This window comes from Saccharothrix sp. NBAS 001 (assembly GCF_056640475.1).
In genome coordinates this window covers 6,252,002-6,275,710 of the sequence record NZ_CM153251.1, presented here as the reverse complement: position 1 = coordinate 6,275,710, position 23,709 = coordinate 6,252,002, and the positions used below count along the sequence as shown (strand labels likewise).

General features: G+C 73.8%; 24 protein-coding genes and 1 riboswitch. Of the genes, 15 read left to right on the top strand and 9 right to left on the bottom strand.

What is annotated here, in order from left to right:
* Positions 1-71: 71 nt before the first annotated feature.
* Positions 72-893, bottom strand: a complete 822-nt coding sequence (locus AC0HI0_RS26795) for a polysaccharide deacetylase family protein (protein ID WP_480926268.1) — start codon at positions 891-893, stop codon at positions 72-74.
* 160 nt (positions 894-1,053) lie between these two features.
* Between AC0HI0_RS26795 and AC0HI0_RS26790 the strand changes: the two genes are divergently transcribed.
* Positions 1,054-1,581, top strand: a complete 528-nt coding sequence (locus tag AC0HI0_RS26790) for a YbhB/YbcL family Raf kinase inhibitor-like protein (RefSeq protein WP_480926267.1) — start codon at positions 1,054-1,056, stop codon at positions 1,579-1,581.
* Positions 1,582-1,621: 40 nt separating this feature from the next.
* Positions 1,622-2,995: a mycothione reductase gene (locus AC0HI0_RS26785; protein ID WP_480926266.1), complete on the top strand. Its 1,374-nt coding sequence runs from the start codon at positions 1,622-1,624 to the stop codon at positions 2,993-2,995.
* Between the two features lie 47 nt (positions 2,996-3,042).
* Here AC0HI0_RS26785 and AC0HI0_RS26780 read toward each other — a convergent pair whose 3' ends face one another.
* Positions 3,043-4,995 carry a patatin gene (locus AC0HI0_RS26780; RefSeq protein ID WP_480926265.1) on the bottom strand — a complete coding sequence of 651 codons (1,953 nt, stop codon included), beginning with the start codon at positions 4,993-4,995 and terminating at the stop codon, positions 3,043-3,045.
* Between the two features lie 204 nt (positions 4,996-5,199).
* On the opposite strand from AC0HI0_RS26780, the gene AC0HI0_RS26775 reads away from it, so the two are divergent.
* The gene (locus AC0HI0_RS26775) at positions 5,200-6,162 is read left to right on the top strand and encodes a hypothetical protein (protein ID WP_480926264.1); all 963 of its coding nucleotides are present in this window, start codon (positions 5,200-5,202) and stop codon (positions 6,160-6,162) included.
* Here the strand turns inward: AC0HI0_RS26775 and AC0HI0_RS26770 are convergent.
* Entirely contained in the window at positions 6,149-6,808 is a 660-nt protein-coding gene (locus tag AC0HI0_RS26770) for a CatB-related O-acetyltransferase (RefSeq protein ID WP_480926263.1), read from the bottom strand. The genes AC0HI0_RS26775 and AC0HI0_RS26770 overlap by 14 nt on opposite strands.
* Before the next feature lie 191 nt (positions 6,809-6,999).
* On the opposite strand from AC0HI0_RS26770, the gene AC0HI0_RS26765 reads away from it, so the two are divergent.
* Positions 7,000-7,605 (top strand): TetR/AcrR family transcriptional regulator, encoded by a 606-nt coding sequence (locus AC0HI0_RS26765; RefSeq protein ID WP_480926262.1) that lies wholly within the window; start codon positions 7,000-7,002, stop codon positions 7,603-7,605.
* Positions 7,606-7,728: 123 nt separating this feature from the next.
* Here AC0HI0_RS26765 and AC0HI0_RS26760 read toward each other — a convergent pair whose 3' ends face one another.
* Positions 7,729-8,463 (bottom strand): helix-turn-helix domain-containing protein, encoded by a 735-nt coding sequence (locus AC0HI0_RS26760; RefSeq protein ID WP_480926261.1) that lies wholly within the window; start codon positions 8,461-8,463, stop codon positions 7,729-7,731.
* Positions 8,464-8,542: 79 nt separating this feature from the next.
* On the opposite strand from AC0HI0_RS26760, the gene AC0HI0_RS26755 reads away from it, so the two are divergent.
* A complete protein-coding gene (locus tag AC0HI0_RS26755) occupies positions 8,543-8,956 on the top strand; it encodes a VOC family protein (protein ID WP_480926260.1) in 414 nt (137 codons plus the stop codon).
* Positions 8,957-9,398: 442 nt separating this feature from the next.
* Here the strand turns inward: AC0HI0_RS26755 and AC0HI0_RS26750 are convergent, their stop codons facing one another.
* Entirely contained in the window at positions 9,399-10,331 is a 933-nt protein-coding gene (locus AC0HI0_RS26750; RefSeq protein ID WP_480926259.1) for an alpha/beta hydrolase, read from the bottom strand.
* A gap of 70 nt (positions 10,332-10,401) precedes the next feature.
* Here AC0HI0_RS26750 and AC0HI0_RS26745 point away from each other — a divergent pair, with 70 nt between their 5' ends.
* From AC0HI0_RS26745 to AC0HI0_RS26735, 3 genes are all read left to right on the top strand, one after another.
* Positions 10,402-11,418, top strand: a complete 1,017-nt coding sequence (locus AC0HI0_RS26745; protein WP_480926258.1) for a M48 family metallopeptidase — start codon at positions 10,402-10,404, stop codon at positions 11,416-11,418.
* Positions 11,419-11,519: 101 nt separating this feature from the next.
* On the top strand, positions 11,520-12,269 hold the full coding sequence (locus tag AC0HI0_RS26740) for a S1 family peptidase (protein ID WP_480926257.1): 750 nt from the start codon (positions 11,520-11,522) through the stop codon (positions 12,267-12,269).
* A 56-nt stretch (positions 12,270-12,325) separates the two neighbouring features.
* A complete protein-coding gene (locus tag AC0HI0_RS26735) occupies positions 12,326-13,048 on the top strand; it encodes a S1 family peptidase (RefSeq protein WP_480926256.1) in 723 nt (240 codons plus the stop codon).
* A gap of 67 nt (positions 13,049-13,115) precedes the next feature.
* Here the strand turns inward: AC0HI0_RS26735 and AC0HI0_RS26730 are convergent, their stop codons facing one another.
* A complete protein-coding gene (locus tag AC0HI0_RS26730; protein ID WP_480926255.1) occupies positions 13,116-13,730 on the bottom strand; it encodes a LysE family translocator in 615 nt (204 codons plus the stop codon).
* 188 nt (positions 13,731-13,918) lie between these two features.
* Between AC0HI0_RS26730 and AC0HI0_RS26725 the strand changes: the two genes are divergently transcribed.
* Positions 13,919-14,638: a serine protease gene (locus AC0HI0_RS26725; protein ID WP_480926254.1), complete on the top strand. Its 720-nt coding sequence runs from the start codon at positions 13,919-13,921 to the stop codon at positions 14,636-14,638.
* Between the two features lie 20 nt (positions 14,639-14,658).
* Entirely contained in the window at positions 14,659-15,117 is a 459-nt protein-coding gene (locus AC0HI0_RS26720) for a GNAT family N-acetyltransferase (protein WP_480926253.1), read from the top strand.
* Here AC0HI0_RS26720 and AC0HI0_RS26715 read toward each other — a convergent pair.
* The gene (locus tag AC0HI0_RS26715) at positions 15,071-16,258 is read right to left on the bottom strand and encodes an 8-amino-7-oxononanoate synthase (RefSeq protein WP_480934397.1); all 1,188 of its coding nucleotides are present in this window, start codon (positions 16,256-16,258) and stop codon (positions 15,071-15,073) included. The two genes, AC0HI0_RS26720 and AC0HI0_RS26715, sit on opposite strands and share 47 nt — an antisense overlap.
* A 42-nt stretch (positions 16,259-16,300) precedes the next feature.
* Between AC0HI0_RS26715 and AC0HI0_RS26710 the strand changes: the two genes are divergently transcribed.
* On the top strand, positions 16,301-17,518 hold the full coding sequence (locus AC0HI0_RS26710) for a cytochrome P450 (RefSeq protein ID WP_480926252.1): 1,218 nt from the start codon (positions 16,301-16,303) through the stop codon (positions 17,516-17,518).
* On the opposite strand, the gene AC0HI0_RS26705 is transcribed toward AC0HI0_RS26710, so the two are convergent.
* A complete protein-coding gene (locus AC0HI0_RS26705; protein ID WP_480926251.1) occupies positions 17,506-17,934 on the bottom strand; it encodes a pyridoxamine 5'-phosphate oxidase family protein in 429 nt (142 codons plus the stop codon). The genes AC0HI0_RS26710 and AC0HI0_RS26705 overlap by 13 nt on opposite strands.
* A 25-nt stretch (positions 17,935-17,959) precedes the next feature.
* Positions 17,960-18,865 (bottom strand): quinone oxidoreductase family protein, encoded by a 906-nt coding sequence (locus tag AC0HI0_RS26700; RefSeq protein WP_480926250.1) that lies wholly within the window; start codon positions 18,863-18,865, stop codon positions 17,960-17,962.
* A 96-nt stretch (positions 18,866-18,961) separates the two neighbouring features.
* Between AC0HI0_RS26700 and AC0HI0_RS26695 the strand changes: the two genes are divergently transcribed.
* The 4 genes from AC0HI0_RS26695 (at position 18,962) to AC0HI0_RS26680 (ending at position 23,692) form a co-directional block, all read left to right on the top strand.
* On the top strand, positions 18,962-19,564 hold the full coding sequence (locus AC0HI0_RS26695) for a TetR/AcrR family transcriptional regulator (RefSeq protein WP_480926249.1): 603 nt from the start codon (positions 18,962-18,964) through the stop codon (positions 19,562-19,564).
* Positions 19,540-19,664, top strand: a riboswitch (cobalamin riboswitch). Its footprint overlaps the gene before it by 25 nt.
* Before the next feature lie 39 nt (positions 19,665-19,703).
* Positions 19,704-21,698: a putative cobaltochelatase gene (locus AC0HI0_RS26690; protein WP_480926248.1), complete on the top strand. Its 1,995-nt coding sequence runs from the start codon at positions 19,704-19,706 to the stop codon at positions 21,696-21,698.
* A gap of 9 nt (positions 21,699-21,707) precedes the next feature.
* On the top strand, positions 21,708-22,322 hold the full coding sequence (gene cobO, locus AC0HI0_RS26685) for a cob(I)yrinic acid a,c-diamide adenosyltransferase (RefSeq protein ID WP_480926247.1): 615 nt from the start codon (positions 21,708-21,710) through the stop codon (positions 22,320-22,322).
* A complete protein-coding gene (locus tag AC0HI0_RS26680; RefSeq protein ID WP_480926246.1) occupies positions 22,319-23,692 on the top strand; it encodes a cobyrinic acid a,c-diamide synthase CobB in 1,374 nt (457 codons plus the stop codon). The genes cobO and AC0HI0_RS26680 overlap by 4 nt, the downstream gene beginning before the upstream one ends.
* The last annotated feature ends 17 nt before the right edge of the window (positions 23,693-23,709 follow it).

The window sequence follows — 23,709 nt, the reverse complement described above, 5'->3', positions numbered from 1 at the left end:
TCGGTCGCGGTCCGCCCGGGGTTTCCGGCATGGCCTGACGTTCACCGGGACTTCATGCCCTGGCAAGATCGCTAGGGCTGGGTGGTGGACAGGAAGTCCTCCAGCGGGACCGGCGTCAGGCCGTCCTGCTTGCACCGGTTGAGGAACGCGACGAAGTCCTCCACGAACGTCTGCCGGAAGTGCATCAGCACGATGTCGCCCGCGTTGAGCTTGCCGCCGGCCTGGAACTGCACCACGCCGTCGTTCACCGCCGCCGTCCACATGACCAGCGCGGCGAACCCGCAGTCGGTGGCCGCGCGCCGGGTGGTGCCGTCGTAGTTGCCGAACGGCGGCCGGAACAGCTTGGGCCGCACGCCCAGCTGGCCCTGGAGGTAGTCGGCGTTGCCGCAGATCTCCTGCTTCTGGAACTCGTAGCCCTTGCCCTGGAGGTTCGGGTGGGTGTTGGTGTGCGCGTGCACCTTCGCGCCCGCCTCGTCCTGCAACGCCTTGAAGAACGGCGGCCCGTCCTGGACGTGCTTGGTGTTGAGGAACAGCGACGGCTGCACGTTCGACGAGCGCATCAGCTCCAGCGCCGCCGGGTGGCGGATCGCGCCGTCGTCGATGGTGATGAACACGTAGGGCTTGTCGGTCTCGATCCGCCGCACCACCGGCAGCAGCCCGTCCGGCGACGCCGGGGCCTTCGCCTGCGCGGTGCCGAACTTGTACGGGTGCTGGAACACCGGGACCGTCACGCCGCCGGGACCGGGCACCGCAGTCGGCGGTGTGGTGGTAGTCACGGTCGTCGTGGTGGTGGTCGTGGACGTGGTGGACGCCGGTCGCGCCACCGGTTCCGCGCCGCACGCCACCGTGACGACGGCGAGCGCGATCGCGACCGCCACTCTGATTCTGCGCATAGCCGGTGATCCCCCCGTGGACTCGGCAAACCCCTGCGGAGACAGGGTGCCTTACACACATTTTGAGACGTTTCCCGGGGCTCCGGGGTTGCCCGTGACGAATCTGCGACCCGGTTCGGCCGGCGGTAGGGTCCGGTCGACCCGAGTGTGGAGGAATCCGATGAGCCTTGAGCGCCCCGTCGCTCCCGACCCCTACTCGCTGCTGCCCGTCGTGGCGGCGTTCGACGTGACGTCCGACGACGTGCGCGACGGCGAGACCCTGCCGGAGGCCCAGGTGCACGCGGCCGGCGACACCTCGCCGCAGCTGTCCTGGTCGGGCTTCCCGGCCGGCACCAAGAGCTTCGTGGTCTCCTGCTTCGACCCGGACGCGCCCACGCCGTCCGGGTTCTGGCACTGGGTCGCGGTGAACCTGCCCGCCTCGGCCACCTCGCTGGACACCGGCGCGGGCGCGTCCGACGACACCCTGCCGGTCGGCGCGTTCCACGTGCGCAACGACTACGGCACCCGGTCGTTCGGCGGTGCCGCGCCGCCGCCCGGCGACCGGGCCCACCGGTACTGCTTCGTGGTGCACGCGGTCGACGTGGAGCGGTTGGACGTGACGCCGGACTCGTCGCCCGCCGTGGTGGCCTTCAACCTGGCGTTCCACACGCTGGCCCGCGCGATCATCACCCCGACGTATGCGAGCTGAGCCGGGAATGAGCGCCTCGCGTCCGGGGTTCCACCAGGGTGTGAGGCACTTCGACCTGGTCATCATCGGCTCCGGCTCCGGCAACTCGATCGCCGACGAGCGATTCGCGGGCTGGGACATCGCGATCGTCGAGAAGGGCGTGTTCGGCGGCACGTGCCTGAACGTCGGGTGCATCCCCACCAAGATGTTCGTGCACACCGCCGACGTGGCCGCCACGCCCGCCGCGGGTGCGCGCCTGGGCGTGGACGCGACCCTCGACGGCGTCCGGTGGACGGACGTGCGCGACCGGATCTTCGGCCGCATCGACCCCATCTCCGCGGGCGGGCGGCGCTGGCGCGCGGAGGAGAACCCGAACACCACCGTGTTCGAGGGCACCGCGCGGTTCGTCGGCCCCAAGGCGCTGGACACCGGCACCGGCGAGGTGATCACCGCCGACCGGTTCGTGCTGGCGGCGGGCTCGCGCCCGGTGCTGCCCGACGTCGCCGACCTGGCGACCACCGGCTACCACACGTCGGACACGATCATGCGGCTCGACGCCCTGCCGGCGCGGCTGACCATCCTGGGCAGCGGGTTCGTCGCGGCCGAGTTCGCGCACGTGTTCTCGTCGTTCGGCGTCGCGGTGACCGTGGTGGGCCGCTCGAACCTGCTGCTGCGCAACGAGGACCACGACGTCGCCGCCCGGTTCACCGACATCGCCGCCGGCAAGTGGGACGTGCGCCTGGGCCGCAAGGCCGTGCGCGCCGAACGCGTCGACGGCGAGGTGCGGCTGCACCTGGAGGGCCCGGAGGGCGCCGAGGTCGTCGGGTCGGACGAACTGCTCGTCGCGGTCGGCCGCACGCCGAACTCCGACCTGCTCGACCTGGCCGCCGCCGGCGTCGACGTGCACCCGGACGGCCGGGTCGTGGTGGACGAGTACCAGCGGACGTCCGCCGAGGGCGTCTTCGCGCTGGGCGACATCAGCTCGGAGCACCAGCTCAAGCACGTGGCCAACCACGAGGCGCGGGTGGTCCAGCACAACCTGCTGCACCCCGACGCCCCGATCGCGGCGGACCACCGGTTCGTGCCGTCGGCGGTGTTCTCCTCGCCGCAGATCGCCTCGGTCGGGCTGACCGAGGAGCAGGCGAAGGCGCGCGGCGCGCGGTACGTGGCGGCGAAGCAGGACTACGCCGCCATCGCCTACGGCTGGGCGATGGAGGACACCACCGGGTTCGCCAAGGTGCTGGCCGACCCGGCGACCGGGCAGCTGCTCGGCGCGCACGTCATCGGGCCGCAGGCGTCCAGCGTGATCCAGCCCCTCGTCCAGGCGATGAGCTTCGGGCAGGACGCGAGGTCGGTGGCCCGGGGGCAGTACTGGATCCACCCCGGGATGCCCGAGGTCGTGGAGAACGCCCTGCTCAACCTCGACCTGGACTGAACCGGGCCGGTCCCGCCCGGGTGCTCCGGGCGGGACCGGGTCCGGGCTCACTCCGGCGGGGTCAGCCGCAGGTCCGGGTCCACCGGGGGTTCGCCGTCGAACCGGGTGGACCCGACCGCGCCCAGCGCGTCGAGCACCAGCGCGATGTCGGTGGCGTTCGGGTCCGCGCCGGACGGCGGCACCTCGAACCAGCCCTTCAGGTCGTCCGGGATCGGGTAGTCCTCCGCGAGGTCCTTGTACAGCTCGCTGCGCCGCCGGGCCTGCTCGCCGAGCTGCTGGTACTCGCGCATCGCCAGGCGCATCCGGATCCAGCGGTAGCGGTCGGTGTCGGCCGCGTCGTCGGCGGTGAAGCGGGTGCGCAGCAGCTCGCCCGCCAGCCTGCCGCGCTCGGCCAGCGCCAGGATCGTCTCCGGGCGCATGAACAGGTTCGTGCCGCCCTCGTGGTCGGCCAGCCGGACGTGCGCGATCCGGCCCCGGTAGCCGGGCAGCGCGGACTGCATGGTGTCCCGCCAGTCCATCATCGTGTTCAGGATGGCCGCCGCGAAGCGGCCCACCCCGCCGATCGCCGTCCACGGCCGGCCGGAGGTCGCCGCGTCCTGCGCGGGCAGCCACACCGGGGGCGCGTCCGGGCCGGGGTACGGGCCGAGGGTGAGGCCGAACGTCGGCCAGCGCGGCAGCAGCGTGTCGAAGAAGTGGATCGGGAAGTTGCTGGTGATCCCGCCGTCGGAGAACCAGTGCAGCCGGGGCTCGGGTTCCGCCCGGCACAGCGGCACCGCCGCGATCAGGCCGGGTAACGGCATGCTCATCCGCACCGCCAGCGCGACCGGCAGGTCGGCGGGCAGCACGCGCAGCGCGAGGTCCGGGTGCAGTGGGCAGCGGTGGTCGGTGTCCGCGCCGCCGGTCGCGCGCACGACCCGTTCGGGCAGGACGTTGCCCAGGCACGCGGCGCAGTACAGCCACGGCGCGGCGGGCTCGGTGAACGGCAGCCGGTACGGCCGGCCCTCGGACAGGTCCGTCGTCATCAGCACCAGGTTCGTGGTGAGGTGCGAGAACTTCAGGTCGGTGACGCCGGACAGCTCGTCGAGCTTGGCGGAGAACCAGTCCGCGATCGGCGGCACCCCGGTCGACGCGGGCACCCCGCACCGCCGGTCCCAGAAGTTCGCCTTCACCGCGCCCGTGCCCGGCACGAGTCCGAAGTGGACCTTCGTCGCCATCCGGTCGAGGAACCGCTTGGCCCCCAACAGGTAGGTGACGGCCACCGCGCTGACGAACGCGAACCCGAGCACCACCCACCACACGACGGCCACCGCCAGCGAAGCGAAGTCTCCGAGGCTCAAGGACATCAGGAGCAGGACGGGGATCAGCGGGACGATCAGCAGCAGCGCCGTGCCCAGCCGGCGAACCCACGCCGACCACCCGGACGCGGTGGACCGCCGCCTCGGCCGCACCCGCACCAGGATCGGCGGCACCACGACCGCGACCACCGCGATCACCGCGATCAGGACCCAGCTCGGCGTGCCGCCCCAACCGACCGCCAGGAACCACGCGGTCGGTCCGGCCAGCCACAGCAGGACGGCCAGCGCCAGCGAGACCTTGGCCCGGTACCCGATCGCCGCGAACAGGGCGAGGACCAGGCACGTGGTCGCGCTGCGGCCGGTGGTGCCCCGGGACTGCATGGAGGCCGCGACGATCCGGTACAGCTTGCGGGTCGACTCGGCGGGCTGGAACAGCTGGGCCATCCGCCAGCCGGGCGCGGCGAACCACCGGATCGTCTCGGCGAGCTTGTCGAACCCGCCGCGCTCGCGCCCCTTCTCGGCGGCGGCGGTGAAGGCGGCGGCGATCGCCCCGGCCGACGCCCCGCCCAACGACCGGAACCGGTAGTGCCGGGCCAGTTCGACCACCGCCCACGGGTAGACCACGCCGCTCGTGGTCCCGCCCCGCATGGTCACGTCGCAGTAGCGGTTGAACTCTTCCCGTTCGTCGGCCTGCTCGTCGGCCATGGGCGACCTCCCTCGCGCCGGACAATGATCGCGCCCGGCGACGGCGAAGGCGCTAGACCGATCGACTGGTCCCCAGCGGCCACCCGGACCTTGATGCGTTCGATCGGGTGAATATCGATCATTCCCATAACGCTCGGTGTCCAAACGTCGAAGGACCGGTCATCCGGCGGATCACCAGCCGGGCCGACGAATACGGACATCACCATGACGCAGCCACCGACCGACCCGTCCGGTCTGCCGCCCGGCACCCCACCCCCGTTCGGGGCAACTCCGCCGCACGGCTGGACGCCGCCGGCCGCCGGCGCACCGCAGGCCCCCGCCGGCCATCAGGGCGTGCCCGGCCGGATCCCGGGCGCACCGCAGGGGTGGACCGGTCAGCCGGGTTGGACCGGTCAGCCGGGGTGGGTGGGGCAGCACGGCGTCGGCGGGCCGCCGTGGGGTGGTCCGCCGGTCCGGAAGAAGACGCCGAAGTGGCCGTGGATCGTGGTCGGGGTGGTCGGCCTCCTGCTGGTGGGGGCGGTGGCGACCAGCCGACCGGGTGCGAACACGAGGCTGGGCGCCTCGACCACCGCCACGCCGGCGACGACGTCCGCGCCCGAGCTGGTCAAGGCCGCGGAACCGACGCCGGCGGTCACCACGACCACCCGGCCGCCCGTCCCGCCGTCGGTCTACACCGGGGTCGGCGACGACGTGATCACCCTGGACCGGCCGGCGGGCCTCAAGATCGTCAAGTTCGAGTGCCCCGCCTGCACCGGCAACACCGTGCTCAAGTCCAACGGGTTCGAATCCCTGCTGGTGAACGAGATCGGCGCGTACACGGGGGTGCGCTGGCTGGACATCCGCGACGGCAGCCGCACGACGACGCTGACCGTCAACGCCACCGGGGCGTGGACCGCGACGGTCGGCGAGTTCGACCTCGCGGCCACCGCCACCGGGCCGATGTCGGGCTCGGGCGACTCCGTGCAGCTGTTCCTGGGCGCGTCCCGCAAGGCGCGGATCACCAACTCCGGCGAGGGCAACTTCATCGTGCAGGCGGTGTCGGTCGAACGCGGCCGGCTCCAGTTGGCGGTGAACCACATCGGCGGGTACGAGGGCACCGTCGAACTGGCCGGGCCCGCGATCATCCAGGTCACCTCGTCCGGCGACTGGACGATCACCCCGTCCTGAACAGGCCGTTGGCGCGGGCGACGTCGGCGACCTGCTCCGGCGTGCCGGACATGATCGTGCGGACGTTCGCGGTCACCAGTTCGATCGGCCAGTCCCACCACGCGGCGCGCAGCAGCAGGTCGACGCCCTCGTCGGAGTAGCGCCGCTTGACCGGTCGGGCGGGGTTGCCGCCGACCACGGTGTAGGGCGGGACGTCGGAGGTCACCACCGCGCCGGTCGCGACGATCGCACCGTCGCCGATCCGCACGCCCGGCATGACCAGGGTGTGGTAGCCGAACCAGACGTCGTTGCCGACGACCGTGTCGCCGCGCGTCTCCATGTTCGTCATCAGGTCGACGGTGGACTCCGCCCAGGAGCCGCCGAAGATCGTGAAGGGGAACGTGGAGACGCCCGTGGTCAGGTGGTTCGCCCCGGCCATGATGAACCGGGTGTCGGTGGCCAGCGCGCAGAACCGGCCGATGACGAGCTTCTCCCGGCCGTAGCCGTACAGGACGTTGCGGGTCGCGAACCCGGTCGCGTGCTCCGGGTCGTCGTAGTAGGTGTAGTCGCCGACCTCGATCGTCGGCGAGCCCTCCAGCAGGGGCTTGAGCAGCACCACCCTCGGGTGCTCGGACAACGGGTGCAGGATGTTCGGGTCGGGCGTCAAATCCACTCCTATCGCAACTCGTGTTGCGTTAACCCTGGCACGGTCCACACGCTAAACGCAACCCGTGTCGCGTTAGGGGTAGGTGTGTCGCCGTTCGCGCAACTCGTGTTGCCTTTGTCGCCTTGTGGGGGTCGTTAATGCAACTCGTGTTGCGTTAGGATTGCGGTACCTCACGCGAGAACGGAGCGTCGTTGACCAACCGACCCGGTGGGCGGTCCGCCCGCGTGCGTGCCGTCGTCCTCGAAGCCACCTACGCCGAACTCGTCCGGCGCGGCTACCTCGGCATGACCGTCGAGAACGTGGCCGACCGCGCGGGCGTGCACAAGACGACCGTGTACCGGCGGTGGGGCACCGTCGACGTCCTCATCGCCGACGCCCTCGACGACAGCCGCGACGCGGAGTGGCCCGCCCCCGACACCGGCACGCTCGAAGGCGACCTGATCGCCCTCGCCACCGAGGTCGTCGACGTCTTCACCGACCCGGCCCGCAGCGCCGTCCCGGAGGCGGTCGTCACGGCCGCGTTGCAGTCCAGCCGCGCGCGCCGGGCCAAGGAGGACTTCTACGCCGCCCGGCACGCCCAGGCGGCCGTCGTCGCGATCCGCGCGATCCGGCGCGGCGAACTCGCGGCGGACACCGACCCGGTCGAGCTGATCCGGCTCACCTGCGCCCCGCTCTACTACCGGATCTTCATCACCGGCGAGCCGATCGACCGGGCGACCGCCGAGCGCTCGGCCCGTGCGGCGATCGCCGCCGCGCGAGCCGGCCTGCTCGCGACGACGACCACGCCCGAGGGCTAGAAGCGTTACCAGCGCGGGATTCGCGGGTCCGGCGCACGCGCCGCCGAGCCGATCCGCCGCACCGGGCGGGACCGGCACGCTGCCGACCGCGCGCGCTGTGCACCCCGTCCCGGGCGGACGCGGTCATCGGGCCGGCGGTCGGGTACCCGCGCCGAGCACCAGCACGCCGGCCTCCGGGTCCTCGCCGGGCCGCAGCAGGGCGAACCGCCACGGCCGGTCGTCCACGGTCGCGTCCGTCGTCCGGAACTCCTGCACCGCGCGGCAGTCCCACCACGGCGCGAGGTCGGTGCGCCGGGAACGCAAGTCCCGCAACAACTCCGCGAACCGGGGATCGTCCGGCGACCGGTCGGCCCGCGCCCGGAACTGCCGGAAGACGGTGCGCGCCAACGGCTCCCAGTCCGGCGTGCGGGCCCGCCAGGCCGGGTCGGTGAACGCCAGCACCAGGTTGCGGTCGGGCAGCGCCAACGCGGCGAACCCGTCGTTGGCCGCCACCACGTCGAACCGCCGGTCCACCACCGCCGCCGGCGCGGTCAGCCCGTCCACCACCGGCCGCAGCCCGGCGAGGTCCACGTCCGCCGGCTGCGCGCGCAGCCCGGCCAGCGCCAGCACGTGCCGGTGCGCGTCCGGGTCCAGCCGCAACGCGCGCGCCACCGCGTCGAGCACCTGCCGGGACGTGTCCACCCGGCCCTGCTCCAGCCACGTGTACCAGGCCAGGCCGACCCCGGACAGCGCGGCGACCTCCTCGCGCCGCAGCCCCGGCGTCCGCCGCCGCCCGCCCGCCGCCAACCCGACGTCCGCCGGGGCCAGCAGAGCCCGGTGCGCCCGCAGGAACCGCCCCAACTCCTGTCTGGTCGACATGCCTGCGAGCCTATTACCGCCGCTCACCGCACAAACGCCTGTCTCGCCCGCTGGACGCGGCCCGGCCAGCATCGAGGCCATGACCTTGTGGCGACGCGATCCCGACTCCTCCGACCGCACCGAACCGCGCGTGTACATCAGGGCGTTCGTCCAGCCGGGCACGATCGAGGAGGCCATCGGCTTCTACGAACGGCTCCTGGGCGTCGAGGCCGACCTGCGCACCCCGTACCCCGAGAAGGGCCTGTCCCTGGCGACCGTCGGCGCGTTCCTGATCATCGAGGGCGACGACGAGACCGTCGCACCGTTCCGGGCCACGCACGGCACCCTGCTCGTGGACGACGTCGCCGGCTACCTGGAACGGCTGGCCGCCGAGGGCGCGGTGATCACCGACCCGCCGGTGGACGTGCCGACCGGCGTCGGGTTCACCGCGCGGCACCCCGACGGGACGGTGGTCGAGTACGTGCACCACCGCCCGCAGCCGCACGAGCGCTAGGGCCTGGCCCGAACGCCGGATGGTGGGGGTGGCGAGTCGATCATGGCCTGGTGGGAGGTGGGGGTGTTGTCGTAGCGGGTGGTGATGGCGCGGAACTGCGTGAGCCGGGCCGAGTTCGTCGATCGCCTCGGCGACCACCCGCACCTCCGGCCGCCGGCGACGGGGTGCCGTCCCGGGACCACCGCCGCAAACGCGTGCGGACCGTCGTCCACGGCCCGTACCGCCCCGGCGGGTCCCGCCGCGCCACACCGGTCTCCGCCTTGAGCGCACCACAACCCGAGATCGAACCGGACCAACCGACACCACTTCGAGGACTGGCTCTGGCGTTCGGGGACGCCGGGCTCCCGGGTCTGGACCGAGGTGCGCACGTCCACGCCCGGCACCCGTTCGTCCAATGCGGACCGGAAGGCCGCGAACGCCTCGGGATTCCCGACGCGGGGGACTAGATCCGGTCCAGGAACTCGTCGACCTCGGCCAGCGCCCGCTCCCGCACCGACTCCGCGGACAGGAACAGGTCGTGCATCCCGTTGTCCACCTGCACCACGGTGACGTCCCGGCCGATCTTCGGGGCCCACCGCTGCATGTGCTCGACGTCGAGCACGGTGTCCGCGGTCATCGCCTCGGGCGACCACGCCTTGCCGTGCAGCAGGCTCCGGCCGGAGCGCAGCACCAGCACCGGCACCCGCACGTCCAGCCCCCGGTGCAGTTGCGCCTGGCCCCGGCGCACCGCGCGCAGCCAGCCCGCGAGCACCGGGAACGCCTCGACGGGCTTCCAGTTCGTGTCGAAGTCCCACTCCCCGTGGTGGTCGGCGTGGATGCTCTCGCCGTACACCGGGCCCAGGCCCTTCTTCAGCACCAGGTGCGGCGCGACCCGGCCGATGCCCCGGATGAACGCGGTGCCGACCGTGCGGGTGATCCACGGCTCGGCCAGGTCCAGCCACGGGCTGTTGAGCACCAGCGCGTCGAGCACGTCGTCCGCGCGGCGCTCGTGCGCCCACAGCGAGGTGATCAGCCCGCCGGTCGAGTGGCCCATCACCACCAGCCGCCCGTGGTGGTCCTCCTCGCGGATCACCCGCACCGCCGCGTCGATCTCCTCGAAGTGCTCGGCCAGGTCGGCCACGTAGTTGGCCGGCTGGCCGGGCTTGAGCGAACGGCCGTACGCGCGCAGGTCGATCGCGTAGAAGTCGTACCCGCGCGCGGTGAAGTGCTCGGCGACGTGCTTCTGGAAGAAGTAGTCGGCGAAGCCGTGGACGTAGAACACGGCACCCCTGGTCGCGGGCTGGGCGCGGCGGCGGACCAGCGTCGCGGTCACGTCCCCGCCGCCCAGCGGCAGCGTCCGGGTCTCGTAGTCGGTACCGAGCACGTCTGCGGTCATCGCGCCAGTGTGCACGCAGATCGAGCCTTTCGGGGAGATGCCGGTCGCGGGTCGTGGCAGTCTGGAAGGCATGAGTGAGGAGATCGAGCGGTCGACGGCGCGTGTTCGTTTCCCCGGCATCAGCCCGAGGGCCTACGAACACCCGGTCGACAGGGGGGCGTTGGCGGTCTTGCGCGCGGTGCCGGGAATCGGGCCCGTGTTGCAGGCGGTGGCAGGCGCGTTCACCGAGCGGGGTGAGCGCCTGATGTACGTGGCTTCCGCGATCCGCGTGGGGCCGAAGCAGTACCCGGATCTGGACCGGATCCGGCTGGAGGCGGCGGCCACGCTGGACCTCGACCCGGCGCCGGAGCTGTACGTGCAGCGCGACGCGCAGGTGTACGCGCGGACGCTGGGCATCGACAAGCCGTTCATCGTGGTGTCGACCGGCCTGCTGGAGCTGCTGGACAACGACAGCCGGCGGTTCGTGATCGGCCACGAGATGGGCCACGTGCTGTCCGGGCACGCGCTGTACCAGACCATCCTGTACCGGCTGATGGAGTTGCAGCACGGGCTGGGCTGGATGCCGGCCGGGTTCTGGGCGGTGCGCGCGGTGATCGCGGCGCTGCTGGAGTGGTACCGCAAGACCGAGCTGAGTTGCGACCGGGCCGGGCTGCTGGTCTGCCAGGACCCGGCGGCGGCGCTGCGGGTGCACGTCGCGCTGGCCGGCGGGATGGACCTGTCCCAGGTGGACACCGCCGAGTTCCTCAAGCAGGCCAAGGAGTACGAGCAGGTCGAGGACGTCCGGGACAGCCTGCTGAAGCTGATCAAGACCTGGCGCAGCACGCACCCGATGGCCGTCGTGCGGGCCGCCGAACTCCAGCGCTGGGCGGCGGGCGAGGAGTACCGGGAGATCCTCACCGGCACCTACCCGCGGCGGGACGACGACCAGCCCACCTCGACCTTCACCGAGGACATCAAGTCCGCGGCGAAGTCGTACAAGGACTCCGCGCAGCGCTCCGAGGACCCGCTGGTCAAGGTGCTCAACGAGGTCGGCGACGTGCTGGTCGGCGCGGCGGACAGGGTGCGGTCGAAGTTCAACGGCCAGTAGGCCGAAAGTGTGCAACGCGCCCGGCGTTGGGCTGATCGGCCCAGCGGTGTCGTCCATCCGGGTTAGCCTCTGATCTGTTGCGGTCGATCAGAGGAGGGGCTGTGCGCGCATTCGTGGTGGCACTGGTGCTGGCGCTGGTGGGCGGGGGCGCGGCGAGCGCCGACCCCAGGGTGGTGGGTGGCTCGCGGGTGTCGATCGGCGACTACCCGTGGGTCGTCTACCTGGCCGACTCGGGCGGGCGGCAGTTCTGCGGCGGGACGCTGGTCGCGCCGACCAAGGTGGTCACCGCCGCGCACTGCACCGGGGCGCTCGCGCCGACGATCTCCCGGGTCGTGGTGGGCCGCGAGGACAAGACCGACGACCGGCAGGGCGAGGCGCTGCCGGTGAGCGGGGTCTGGACGCACCCCGACTACCAGTCCGCCGACCGGGGCAACGACGTCGCCGTGGTGACGCTGGCGCGCGCCACGTCCGCGCGGCCGTTGGGGCTGGCGGACGACCCGGCGCTGTACGCGGCGGGCACGGCGGCGGTGGCGCTGGGCTGGGGCCGCACCTCCGAGCAGGGCGCGACGTCGAAGTACCTGCGGGGCGTGACGGTGCCGGTGGTGTCGGACGAGTCGTGCGCCCGGTCGTACGGGCTGTTCCGGTCCGGGGCGATGGTGTGCGCCGGCGTGCCCGAGGGCGGGCGGGACACCTGCCAGGGCGATTCGGGCGGACCGCTGGCGGTGGGCGGGAAGTTGATCGGCATCACGTCGTGGGGCGAGGGCTGCGCGCGCAAGGGCAAGCCCGGGGTGTACACGAAGGTGTCGACCTATCGGGTGGTGATCGAGCAGCAGCTTCACACCGCGGGGTGACGTCCGGTTGTGGCGTCCCGGACCGGCGGATTCAGTGTGCCGATATGCGGACGTTGATGGCAGTGCTGCTCGCCCTGGTGGTCTTCGCGCCGAACGCGGCGGCGGCCCGGGAGCCGGTGGATCCGAGGGTGGTCGGCGGCACCGCCGTGGAGGGTGTCGAGGACTACCCGTTCGTGGTGGCCCTCGTCCTGCCGGACGGGGAGCAGTTCTGCGGTGGCGCGCTGGTCGCGCCGAACCGGGTGGTGACCGCCGCGCACTGCGCGGTCGGCAAGGGTCCCGGCGACCTCCTGGTGGTGGGCGGTCGGATCGACCTGACCACGCGGGACGGCGTCGTGTCCGGCGTGACCGGGGTCGAGGTGCACGACGGCTACGTGGGCGCGGACACCGGCAACGACATCGCGTGGCTGACGACCGCCGAGGCGTTCCCGTACGAGCCGGTGGACCTGCCCGCGCGCCGGGAGGACCTCTACCGGGCCGGCGCGGTGGGCACGGTCGTCGGCTGGGGCCGCACCGAGGAGGGCGGGCCGACGAGCGAGGTGCTGCGCGAGGCGGACGTGCCGATCACGTCGGACACCGCGTGCGCCGCGGCGTACCGGGCCTACGACCCGGAGTCGATGTTCTGCGCGGGTCGCCCGGAGGGCGGGGTCGACGCCTGCCAGGGCGATTCGGGCGGGCCGTTCGTGGTGGACGGCAAGTTGGCCGGCATCGTGTCGTGGGGCGTGGGCTGCGCCCGGCCCGACTACCCCGGCGTCTACACCCGGGTCGCCAACTACGTGTGACCTGACGCGTCCGGGCCCGGGGGTCGTGCCACGACCCCCGGGCCGGCGCGCGTCCGGGGCCGTCCGGTCAGACGACCAGGCCGACGGACATGGTCAGGAACACGGCGGCGCACACGGCGTCCAGGGCCGTGGTCACGCCGGGCTTGCGCAGCCGCCGGCCCATGCTGCTCGCCGCGAGCACGATCATCAGCTCCCACACCGCCGCGAGTCCCAGGAAGATCACCGCGAGCAGGGTGAGCTGCGCGGCCGGGCTCCCGGTGCCGATGAACTGCGGCAGGAACGCCAGGCTGAACAGCAGCATCTTCGGGTTGGTGATGTTGGTCAGGAAGCCCTGCCGGAACGGCCGGTCGGCCACGACCGCGCGGCCCTCGTCCTCGGTGGCGGTCCGCCGCAGCAGCCCGCGCGCGATGCTCAGCGCCAGGTAGAGCAGGTAGGCCGCGCCGACCCACTTCAGCGCGGTCAGCACCGCCGGGTACCGGGCGATCACCACGCCGAGGCCGGAGATGACCAGCGCGACCTGCACGGCCGCCGCCGTGTGGATGCCGGCCAGCGCCCACAGCCCCGCCCTGGTGCCGGCCCGCATCGACGTCCGGAGCAGGAGGAAGGCGTCCACGCCGGGCGTGAGCACGACCACCGCGCAGGCGATCAGGAACGTCGGTAGCTGGGTGAAGTCCAGTTGCATGGGTTTCCCTCCCTCGGTGACCGGACAGATGAGCGTGATCTGCCTCACGAGCCGGCAAATTTCCGGCACTACACGATCCTAACAACAGATTTTCCGGATTTGATACCACCTTGACGCATCCGCTACGGTTCGTGGCCAATCGGACGCACACGGTGAAACACCGGCCGATCGCACTAAGGAAGTGCTCCATGCGCCTCAGCGCACTGGTCCTGACCGCGCTCCTGCTGAGCGCCCTCCCCGCCCAGGCCGTGGTAGGCGGCCAGAACGCCCCGGACACCCCGTGGGCGGTCGCGCTCTACGACGCGCGGGGCAACTTCTTCTGCGGCGGCGTGCTGGTCGGCGAGCGCAAGGTCCTCACCGCCGCCCACTGCACGATCGAGCGCACCACGCTCTCCGAGCACGACCGGCGGCCCGCCGACCTGCGCGTGGTGGTCGGCCGGCGCGACCTCGACACCGCCGCCGGCCGCCAGGTGGCCGTGACGGAGGTGCGCCGGCACCCGGCGTTCCGGTCCGTGGCGACCGGCGACGACGTGGCCGCGCTCACCCTCGCCGAGCCGGTGCCGTTCCAGCCGATCGGCGTGGGCCAGGCCCGCGCCGGGGACCGGGCGGTCGTGCTGGGCTGGGGGCGCACCACCGAGATCGCGCCGCCGAGCCGGACGCTGCGCCAGGTCGACCTGCCGGTGTGGGCGGACGCCGAGTGCGCGAAAGCCGTCAACGGTTACCGCGCGGACGCGATGATCTGCGCGGGCTACCCGGAGGGCGGCAAGGACGCCTGCGAGGGCGACTCCGGCGGCCCGCTGGTCGTGGGCGGCCTGCTGGTGGGGGTCGTCTCCTACGGGCACGGCTGCGCGCGGGCGGGCGAGCCGGGCGTCTACACGAGGGTGAGCCGATACCTCGGCGAAATCTGAGACTGTGGTACCAACGCGGTGTGCGCTCGCATCCCTATCCGGCCACACTGCGCCGCAAGTGGTCAGCGGATCTGACCTCCGCGCAGCTGTACGCCCTGCTCAAACTGCGTGGCGAGGTCTTCGTGGTCGAGCAGTCCTGCCCCTACCCGGAGCTGGACGGCCGTGACCTCGACTCTGATACCAGGCACTTCTGGCTGGAGTCCGACGGTTCCCCCGAGCCGCGGGCGTACCTGCGGCTGCTGGAGGAACCCGACGGCACGTTCCGGATCGGCCGGGTGTGCACGGCGCGGTCCGCGCGCGGGCGCGGCTACAGCCGGCGGCTGATGGAGGCCGCGCTGGTCGAGGTCGGCCGGCGGGTGTGCGTGCTGGACGCGCAGACCTACGTGGCCGACTTCTACGCCTCGTTCGGCTTCATGCCGGTCGGCGCGGAGTTCATCGAGGACGGGATACCGCACCTGCGGATGCGCCGGTCTCGCTGATCACCCGCACCGCCCGCTCGACGTCCGCCTCGGTCAGGTCGGCCCGCGCGGTCAGCCGCAGCCGGGAGATCTGGTCGGGCACCGACGGCGGCCGGAAGCAGCCGACCAGCACGCCCTGCGCCCGGCACGCCTCGGCCCAGCCGAGCGCCGCCTCGGGCGACGGGGCCTGCACCGAGACCACCGCCGCGGTCGGGCTGCTCACCCGCAGCCCCTTGTCCCGCAGCCGGAACGCCAGGTCCTGCGCCACGTCCAACGCGCGCGTGGCGCGGTCGGGCTCCTCGCGCACGACCTTGAGCGCGGCCAGCGCCGCCGCCACGCTGCCCGGCGCGAGGCCGGTGTCGAAGATGAACGTCCGCGCGGTGTCCACCAGGTGCTTGATCACCCGGCTCGGCCCGAGCACCGCGCCGCCCTGCGTGCCCAGCGCCTTGGACAGCGTCACCGTGGTCACCACGTCCGGCGCCTTCGCCAGGCCCGCCGCGTGCACCGAGCCCCGGCCGCCCTCGCCGAGCACGCCCAGGCCGTGCGCGTCGTCCACGACCAGCGCCGAGCCGTGCTCCCGGCACACCGAGGCGAGTTCGGCCAGCGGGGCCAGGTCGCCGTCGACCGAGAACACCGAGTCGGTGACCACCAGCGCCCGCCTCTTGCCCCGGGTGGACAGCGCGTGCGCGACCTGCGGCACGTCGCAGTGCCCGGCCACCACCACGTCCGCCTTGGACAGCCGGGTGCCGTCGATCAGCGACGCGTGGATGTGCTGGTCGGCCACGATCGCGGTGCCCGGCCCGGACAGCGCGGTGAGCGCGCCCAGGTTCGCCAGGTAGCCGGAGGAGAACACCAGCGCGGACTGCGCGCCGCAGAAGTTCGCCAGCTCGTACTCCAGCTCGGTGTGCAGCTCGGTCGAGCCGGTCACCAGCCGGGAGCCCGTCGAGCCCGCGCCCCAGCGCAGCGCCGCCGCGGCCGCCGCGCCCATCACCCGCTTGTCGCGGGCCAGGCCGAGGTAGTCGTTGGACGCCAGGTCCAGGTCGGTCGAGTCGGCCGGGCGAGGTCGCACCCGGCGGGCCAGGCCGGCTTTCGCGCGGGCCTCCGCGCGGGTGTCGATCCAGTCGAACACCGACTCCGGTCCGGTCGCCGCCTCTGTGCTCACACTCACGCCGGCAGTCTCCCATCCGGCCGCTAACGTCCCCGCGTGGACCTCTTCCAGCTCGGTTCGCCAGACCTGCGGACGTTGCGCACCGACGCGCCGGTGCACCGGGACGAGACCACCGGGTTGTGGCTGGTCAGCCGGTACGACGACGTGCGGGCCGTCCTCGCCGACCCGGGGCGCTTCCACCCCGACAACGCGCTCACCGCCGTCACCGCCATCCCGCGCCCGGTGCTGCGCGTGCTGGCCCGCGCGGGCTTCTCGCTGCCGCCGACGCTGGCCAACAACGGCACCGACACGCACGCCGGGCTGCGCCGGCTCGTCGCCCGGTTCCTCACCCCGGCCCGGGTGGCGGCGATGCGGCCCCGGATCGCCGAGCTGGCCCGGGAACGGCTCGCGCGGCTGGCGGGTCCGGTCGCCGACCTGCACCCCGCGCTGGCCCGCGACCTGCCGGCGATCGTGCTGATGGAGGTCATGGGCGTGCCGGTGGACGGCGGCGACCAGGAGGGCGTGGACATCGCGCTGCTCAAGCGGTGGAGCACGGCGTCGCTGGAGCTGTTCTGGGGCAACCCGTCGCTGGAGCGGCAGTACGAGCTGGCCGGGCCGAGCGCCGAGTTCCACCGCTGGCTGACCCGCCGGCTGCGGGCCGCGCGCGGCGACGACGACCTGTTCGGCGCGCTGCGGGACGTGCCGATCCGGGAGGCCGCCGGGCTCTGCTACTTCCTGCTCATCGCCGGCCAGGAGACCACCACCCAGCTGCTGTGCGCGGTGTTCGACGCGGTGCTGCGGCAGGGCGACCTGTGGTCGCGGCTGGGCGAGCCGGGGATGGCCGGGCGGGTGGTGGAGGAGGTGCTGCGCCGCGACCCGCCGGTCAGCACGTGGCGGCGGGTCGCGGCCGAACCGGTGACCATCGCCGGCGTGGACGTCCCGGCGGGCGCGCAGCTGCTGCTGATGCTCGCGGGCACCGGCTCCGACCCGGACGTGTTCGCCGAGCCGGAGCGGCTGTGCCCGGTGCGGCCCAACGCCCGCAAGCACCTGGCGTTCGGGTTCGGCCGGCACTTCTGCCTGGGCGCGGGCCTGGCCCGGCTGGAGGGCGAGGTGGTGCTGCGGGAGACCTTCGAGCGGTTCCCGCAGCTGCGCCTGGCCTCCGCCGAGCCACCGCCGATGCTCGGGCTGCTGTCGTTCCGCGCGCCGTTGAGCGTCCTGGTCGACCTGGGCGGCCCGGTCGGGTCGACGCCCGACCGGGCCGTTCAGTTCGCGTAGCGGCGCACCGAGTCCGGGTGGATGACCAGCCGGACCCAGTCGCCCGCCAGCATCGCGGCGAGTTCGCCGGCGCGGGTCGGGTCGTCGAGGTCCCAGTAGCGGGCGGCCAGCCGGGAGCACAGCTCGTGCGCCCCGTCCGGCTCCACGGTGGCGGGGCCCGCGACCGACACCCAGTGCTCGCGCTCGCCGACCGGGGCGGCGACGACGAGCGAGGCGCGCGGGTCGCGGGCCAGCCGCCGCACCTTGAGCGAGTCCGGGGCCGTGAACAGCTGGACCGCGCCCTCGGCGGTGGCCTCGAACCACACCGGCCGGGGTTGGGCCGGGACCGGCCCGGCGGCCACGGACAGGAACCCGTGCAGGGGGCGGGCGAGGAGTTCCAGGTCCTCGGCGGTCAGCGAACTCTGGTCGGCGCTCATCACGGCCTTTCCGGTCTTCGGGTGATCACGGGACGAGCACCAGCTTGCCCGTCGTGGCCCGGGACTCCAGCGCCCGGTGCGCGCGGGCGGCCTCGGCCAGCGGCAGGGCCTCGCCGAGCACGGTCCGCAGCCCCAGCCCGAGCGCCTCGCGCGCCAGGTCGGGGGTGGCCCGCTGGGCCAGGCCGATCAGCGCCGCGCCCTTGGCGAACACCTCCGACGGCGTGACGTCGAGCGGTTCGCCGCTCGCGAACCCGAACAGCAGCAGCCGGCCGACACCGGGCCGCAGCAGCTCGAACGACCGCCGCGCCACCGACCCGCCGACCGACGAGAACGCCACGTCCACCTCGGCGACCCCCTCGTGCCAGCCGTCCACGCCGTAGTCGACGGTCTCGTGCGCGCCCAGGTCACGGGCCAGCGCCAGCTTCTCCGCCCCCCGCGCGGCGGCCACCACGACGGCCCCGGCCCGCGCCGCGAGCTGCACCAGGAGGCTGCCGACCCCACCCGCGGCGGCCTCGACCAGCACCCGTTCACCGGCCACGAGACCGACCCGGCGGACCGCCTGCACGGCCGTGGCGCCCTGGAGGAACAGGGCGAGCGCCCGGTGGTCGTCGACGTCGTCGGGGACCTCCACCGGCTCCTTGAGCACGGCCAGCTCCGCGTACGCCTCGCCGGACGGCACGCCGATCACCCGCCGGCCGTCGGCGGTCACCCCGACCACCTCGGAGCCGAGCCGCCCGTCCGGCGTGACGGCCGCCGGGTACCACGGGAACAGCTTCGCGCCCCGGCCCGACCGGATCACCGTCTCGCCGTAGTTGACGCCGATCGCGGTGACCCGGACCAGCTCCTCGCCCGGTCCGGCGACCGGGTCGGGCACCTCGACCTCCCGCAGCACCTCGGCCGGACCGAACTCCGTGAACCGCACCGCGCGCATGGCTCCCCCTTCGACGGATTAACCGGACCATTGGTCCGGTTGACCTCCGCTACAATACGGACCAACGGTCCGCTTTTGTCAAGGGGAGGTTCGCCGGTGGCCGAACGTGCGGACGCCGCGCGCAACCGCGCGGCGATCCTGGCCGCCGCCTGCCGGCTGATCGGCGAGCACGGCCTCGACGGCGTGAACATGGCGGACGTCGCGGTCGCGGCGGGCGTCGGCAAGGGCACCCTGTTCCGCCGGTTCGGCGACCGGGAGGGCCTGGTCCAGGCCGTCGTCGCGGAGAGCGCGCGGGCGTGGCTGGCCGAGTCCGAGATCCTCGTCACCGCCGCGGACCTGCCCGCCGCCGAGAGGGTGATCACGTTCGTCGGCACCCTGTTCGACCACGTGCTGGCCTCCCTGCCGGTGATCCGGGCGCTGGAGCGGGTGACGGCCGCGAGCACCGGGTGCGACGCGAACTTCGCCCTCACCCACCGCCGCCTCCAGGACCTGATCGCGCAGGTCAGGCCCGATTCGGACGCCGACTACCTGGCGCACGCGCTGCTGGCCAACCTGCGCGGCGAGGTGGTCCACCACCTGGTCCACCGGATGGGGCTGCCGGTCGAGCAGGTCCGTTCGGGTGTGACCGCGCTCGCCCGCGCAGTGCTCACCGGGGACTTGGAGCCGGTCGACCGAAGTGCGACGATGCCGGGGCTGTAGGGGTGCGCGAGGAAGCCGGTGCGAATCCGGCGCGGTCCCGCCACTGTGACCGGGCACGTGGATCCGGGAGTCAGGAACTCGGCCCCCGATCTCACCGCACCGGACCCGGGCGTGGACACCCGAGGAAGGACACCGCCGCATGGGCGCGCGTTTCCCCTTTTCCGCCGTCGTCGGCCACGACGACCTCCGCACGGCGCTGCTGCTCAACGCCGTGCACCCCGGTATCGGCGGGGTGCTCGTCCGAGGCGAGAAGGGAACCGCGAAGTCGACCGTGGTCCGCGCCCTGGCCGCGCTGCTGCCGACCCTGGACGTGGTCGCCGGCTGCCGCTTCGGCTGCGACCCCGCCGTGGACGCCGAGTGCCCGGACGGCCCGCACGACGGCCCGGCGGAACGCCGCACCGCGCGCCTGGTCGAACTGCCGGTCGGCGCGACCGAGGACCGGCTGATCGGCTCGCTGGACCTGGAGCGCGCGCTGACCGAGGGCGTGCGGGCCTACCAGCCCGGCCTGCTGGCCGCCGCGCACCGGGGCGTGCTCTACGTGGACGAGGTCAACCTGCTGCACGACCACCTGGTCGACCTGCTGCTCGACGCCGCCGCGATGGGTCGCGCGCACGTCGAGCGCGAGGGCGTATCCGTCTCGCACGCCGCGTCGTTCCTCCTGGTGGGCACCATGAACCCGGAGGAGGGCGAGTTGCGGCCACAGCTGCTGGACCGCTTCGGCCTCACCGTGGCCGTGCGGGCGGCCCGCGACGTCGGCACCCGGACCGAGGTGATCCGCCGCCGGCTGGCCTACGAGGCCGACCCCGCCGGTTTCGCCGCCCGGTGGGCCGACGAGGACGCCGCGCTGGCCGCCCGGATCGTGGCGGCGCGCGCCCGGCTGTCCGCCGTCGTGCTGCCCGACGCCGAGGTGCGCCGGATCGCCGGCATCTGCGCCGCGTTCGACGTCGACGGGATGCGCGCGGACCTGGTCGTGGCCCGCACCGCCGTCGCGCACGCCGCGTGGCGCGGCGCGGACGAGGTCGCCGAGCCGGACGTGGAGGCCGCCGTCCGGCTGGCCCTGCCGCACCGCAAGCGCCGCGACCCGTTCGACGAGCCCGGCCTGGAGGAGCAGCAGCTCGAAGACGCCATGCGGCAGGGCGCCGAGCACGCCGCCGACGACCCCGACGACGAAGGCCCCGACGACGGCGGTCCCGACGACGGGCCGGACGGCCCGGACGACGGCGGCGGGCTCCCGCAGGACGCCCCCGAAACCCCGTCCGACGCCACCTCGGACAGCTCCGCGCCGCAGCGGCCCGGCGGGTCGTCCGGCGAACGCACGCACGCGCCCGCGCCGTCGTTCAAGGCCCGGCTGCTCCAGGTGCCCGGTGTCGGCGAAGGCGCTCCCGGCAAGCGTTCCCGGGCCCGCGCCCGCACCGGCCGGGTGGTCCGCTCGTCCACCTCGGACGGGTCGGGCCTGCACCTGGTCGGCACGCTCGGCGCGGCGGCGCCGTTCCAGGCCGCGCGCGGGCGCAGCGGCCCCGGTCTGCTGCTGCGCGGCACCGACCTGCGGCTGTCGGTGCGCGAGGGCAAGGAGAGCAACCTGGTCCTGTTCGTGGTCGACGCGTCCGGCTCGATGGCCGCGCGGCAGCGCATGTCGGCGGTCAGCGGCGCGGTGGTCTCCCTGCTGCGCGACGCCTACCAGCGCCGGGACAAGGTCGGCGTGATCACCTTCCGGGGCGCGGGCGCGGAAACCGCCCTGCCGCCGACGAACTCCGTGGACGCCGCAGCGGCCCGGCTGCGCCAACTGCGCACCGGTGGCCGCACCCCGCTGGCCGACGGCCTGCTGCGCGCCCGCCGGGTGCTGGAGGTCGAACGGGTCCGCGACCCGCGCCGCCGCCCGCTGGTGGTGCTGCTCACCGACGGCCGCGCCACCGCCACCGGCTCCGGCGGCGACCCGATGCGCGACGCCCTGCGCGCGGCCGGCCTGCTGGCCGCCGACGAGGTCGCCGCGGTGGTCGTGGACTGCGAGTCCGGCCACGTCCGGCTCGGCCTCGCGGGCCGGGTCGCCCAGGCGCTGGGCGCGGTGTGCCTGCGCCTGGAGGAACTGTCCGCCGACCAGGTCGCCGGCGTCGTGCGCGCCGCGCGGGCCGCCTAGGAGACCGCCGTGCCCCAAGGACAGCCGTCCGTCGTCCCGGTCGACGGGCTCACCACGAAGCAGCGGCGCAACCGGCCCCTGACCATCCTGCACACGGGGGAGATGAAGGGGAAGTCGACCGCCGCGTTCGGGCTCGCGCTGCGCGGGTGGAACCAGGGCTGGTCGATCGGCGTCTTCCAGTTCGTGAAATCGGCGAAGTGGAAGGTCGGCGAGGAGTCGGCGTTCCGCGCGCTGGGCCGGCTGCACGAGCAGACCGGCGAGGGCGGCCCGGTCGAGTGGCACAAGATGGGCGAGGGCTGGTCCTGGTCCCGCAAGGCGGGCACCGAGGAGGACCACGCCGCCGCCGCGCTGGAGGGCTGGCGCGAGATCGCCCGCCGGCTGGCCGCGCAGCGGCACGGCGTGTACGTGCTCGACGAGTTCACCTACCCGCTGCACTGGGGCTGGATCGACGTCGACGAGGTGGTCGCCACCCTGCGCGACCGGCCCGGCCACCAGCACGTGGTGATCACCGGCCGGTACGCGCCGGCGGCGCTGGTCGACGTCGCCGACCTCGTCGTGGAGATGACCAAGGTCAAGCACCCGATGGACGCGGGCCAGAAGGGCCAGAAGGGGATCGAGTGGTGAACCGCCTGGTGGTCGCCGCGCCCGCGTCGGGCAGCGGCAAGACCACCGTGGCCACCGGCCTGATGGCGGCGCTGCGCCGCGCGGGGGACCGGGTGGCCCCCTTCAAGGTCGGGCCGGACTACATCGACCCCGGCTACCACGGGCTGGCCACCGGCCGGCCGGGCCGCAACCTGGACCCGGTCATGGTCGGCGAGCACCGGGTCGCGTCGCTGTTCGCGCACGGCGCGCGCGGCTGCGACCTGGCCGTGGTCGAGGGCGTGATGGGCCTGTTCGACGGGCGGGTGGACACCGAGGGCATCGGGTCCACTGCGCACGTCGCGAAGCTGCTGTCCGCGCCGGTGCTGTTCGTGGTGGACGCGCGCGGCCAGAGCCGCAGCCTGGCGGCCCTGCTGCACGGCTTCCGGGGCTACGACCCGACCGTGCGGCTGGGCGGCGTGATCCTCAACCAGGTCGGCTCCGAGCGGCACGAGCACGTGCTGCGCGGGGCGTGCGCCGAGGTCGGGCTGGAAGTGCTGGGCGTGCTGCCGCGCGACGACAAGTTCCGGCTGCCCTCCCGGCACCTGGGCCTGGTCACCGCCGCCGAGCACGGGCAGCCCGCGCTGGACGCCGTGGACGCGATCGCGTCGGCCGTCGCCGAGCACGTCGACCTGGCCGCGGTGCGCCGGCTCGCCGCGCAGGTGCCGGCGCTGGCCGTGCCCACCTGGGACCCGGCCGCGGAGGTCGCGCCGGTCGGCGGCAACCCGGTGGTCGCGGTCGCGGGCGGCGCGGCGTTCACCTTCGGCTACGCCGAGCACGTCGAGCTGCTGCGCGCGGCCGGCGCGGACGTCGTCGTGGTGGACCCGCTGCGCGACCCGGGCCTGCCGGACGGCACGGCCGGTCTGGTGCTGCCCGGCGGGTTCCCCGAGCAGCACGCCGCCGAGCTGTCCGCCAACGACGGGCTGCGCGCCGCCGTCGCCGCGTTCGCCGCCGCCGGCGGCCCGGTGCACGCCGAGTGCGGCGGGCTGCTCTACCTCGCGCGCGAGCTGGACGGCGCGCCGATGTGCGGCGTGCTCGACGCGGTCGGCGCGATGACCCCGCGCCTCACGCTCGGCTACCGCGACGCCGTCGCGCCGTTCGACTCGGTGCTGGCCCGGGCGGGCAGCCGGATCACCGGGCACGAGTTCCACCGGACCGCGCTGAGCGCGCCCTCGGGCGCCCGGCCGGCCTGGCAGTGGCGCGGCCACGACCAGCGGCCGGTCGCCGAGGGGTTCGTGCTCGACGGCGTGCACGCGTCTTACCTGCACACGCATCCGGCGTCCGCGCCGGAGGCCGTGGCCCGCTTCGTGCGGGCCTGCGCGACCGAGCCCGTGCGGTACGAGGCCACTCGATAGTGGTTCGCGCCGGCGCG

Bases quoted from the DNA above. Each gene is read 5' to 3' on its own strand.
- AC0HI0_RS26735 (WP_480926256.1), top strand. From the start codon at position 12,326: ATGGCAGTGCTGCTCGCCCTGGTGGTCTTCGCGCCGAACGCGGCGGCG.
- AC0HI0_RS26755 (WP_480926260.1), top strand. From the start codon at position 8,543: ATGACCTTGTGGCGACGCGATCCCGACTCCTCCGACCGCACCGAACCG.
- AC0HI0_RS26780 (WP_480926265.1), bottom strand. From the start codon at position 4,995: ATGGCCGACGAGCAGGCCGACGAACGGGAAGAGTTCAACCGCTACTGC.
- AC0HI0_RS26700 (WP_480926250.1), bottom strand. From the start codon at position 18,865: ATGCGCGCGGTGCGGTTCACGGAGTTCGGTCCGGCCGAGGTGCTGCGG.
- AC0HI0_RS26760 (WP_480926261.1), bottom strand. From the start codon at position 8,463: ATGTCGACCAGACAGGAGTTGGGGCGGTTCCTGCGGGCGCACCGGGCT.
- AC0HI0_RS26745 (WP_480926258.1), top strand. From the start codon at position 10,402: ATGAGTGAGGAGATCGAGCGGTCGACGGCGCGTGTTCGTTTCCCCGGC.
- AC0HI0_RS26775 (WP_480926264.1), top strand. From the start codon at position 5,200: ATGACGCAGCCACCGACCGACCCGTCCGGTCTGCCGCCCGGCACCCCA.
- AC0HI0_RS26750 (WP_480926259.1), bottom strand. From the start codon at position 10,331: ATGACCGCAGACGTGCTCGGTACCGACTACGAGACCCGGACGCTGCCG.
- AC0HI0_RS26795 (WP_480926268.1), bottom strand. From the start codon at position 893: ATGCGCAGAATCAGAGTGGCGGTCGCGATCGCGCTCGCCGTCGTCACG.
- AC0HI0_RS26690 (WP_480926248.1), top strand. From the start codon at position 19,704: ATGGGCGCGCGTTTCCCCTTTTCCGCCGTCGTCGGCCACGACGACCTC.
- AC0HI0_RS26725 (WP_480926254.1), top strand. From the start codon at position 13,919: ATGCGCCTCAGCGCACTGGTCCTGACCGCGCTCCTGCTGAGCGCCCTC.
- AC0HI0_RS26705 (WP_480926251.1), bottom strand. From the start codon at position 17,934: ATGAGCGCCGACCAGAGTTCGCTGACCGCCGAGGACCTGGAACTCCTC.
- AC0HI0_RS26790 (WP_480926267.1), top strand. From the start codon at position 1,054: ATGAGCCTTGAGCGCCCCGTCGCTCCCGACCCCTACTCGCTGCTGCCC.
- AC0HI0_RS26730 (WP_480926255.1), bottom strand. From the start codon at position 13,730: ATGCAACTGGACTTCACCCAGCTACCGACGTTCCTGATCGCCTGCGCG.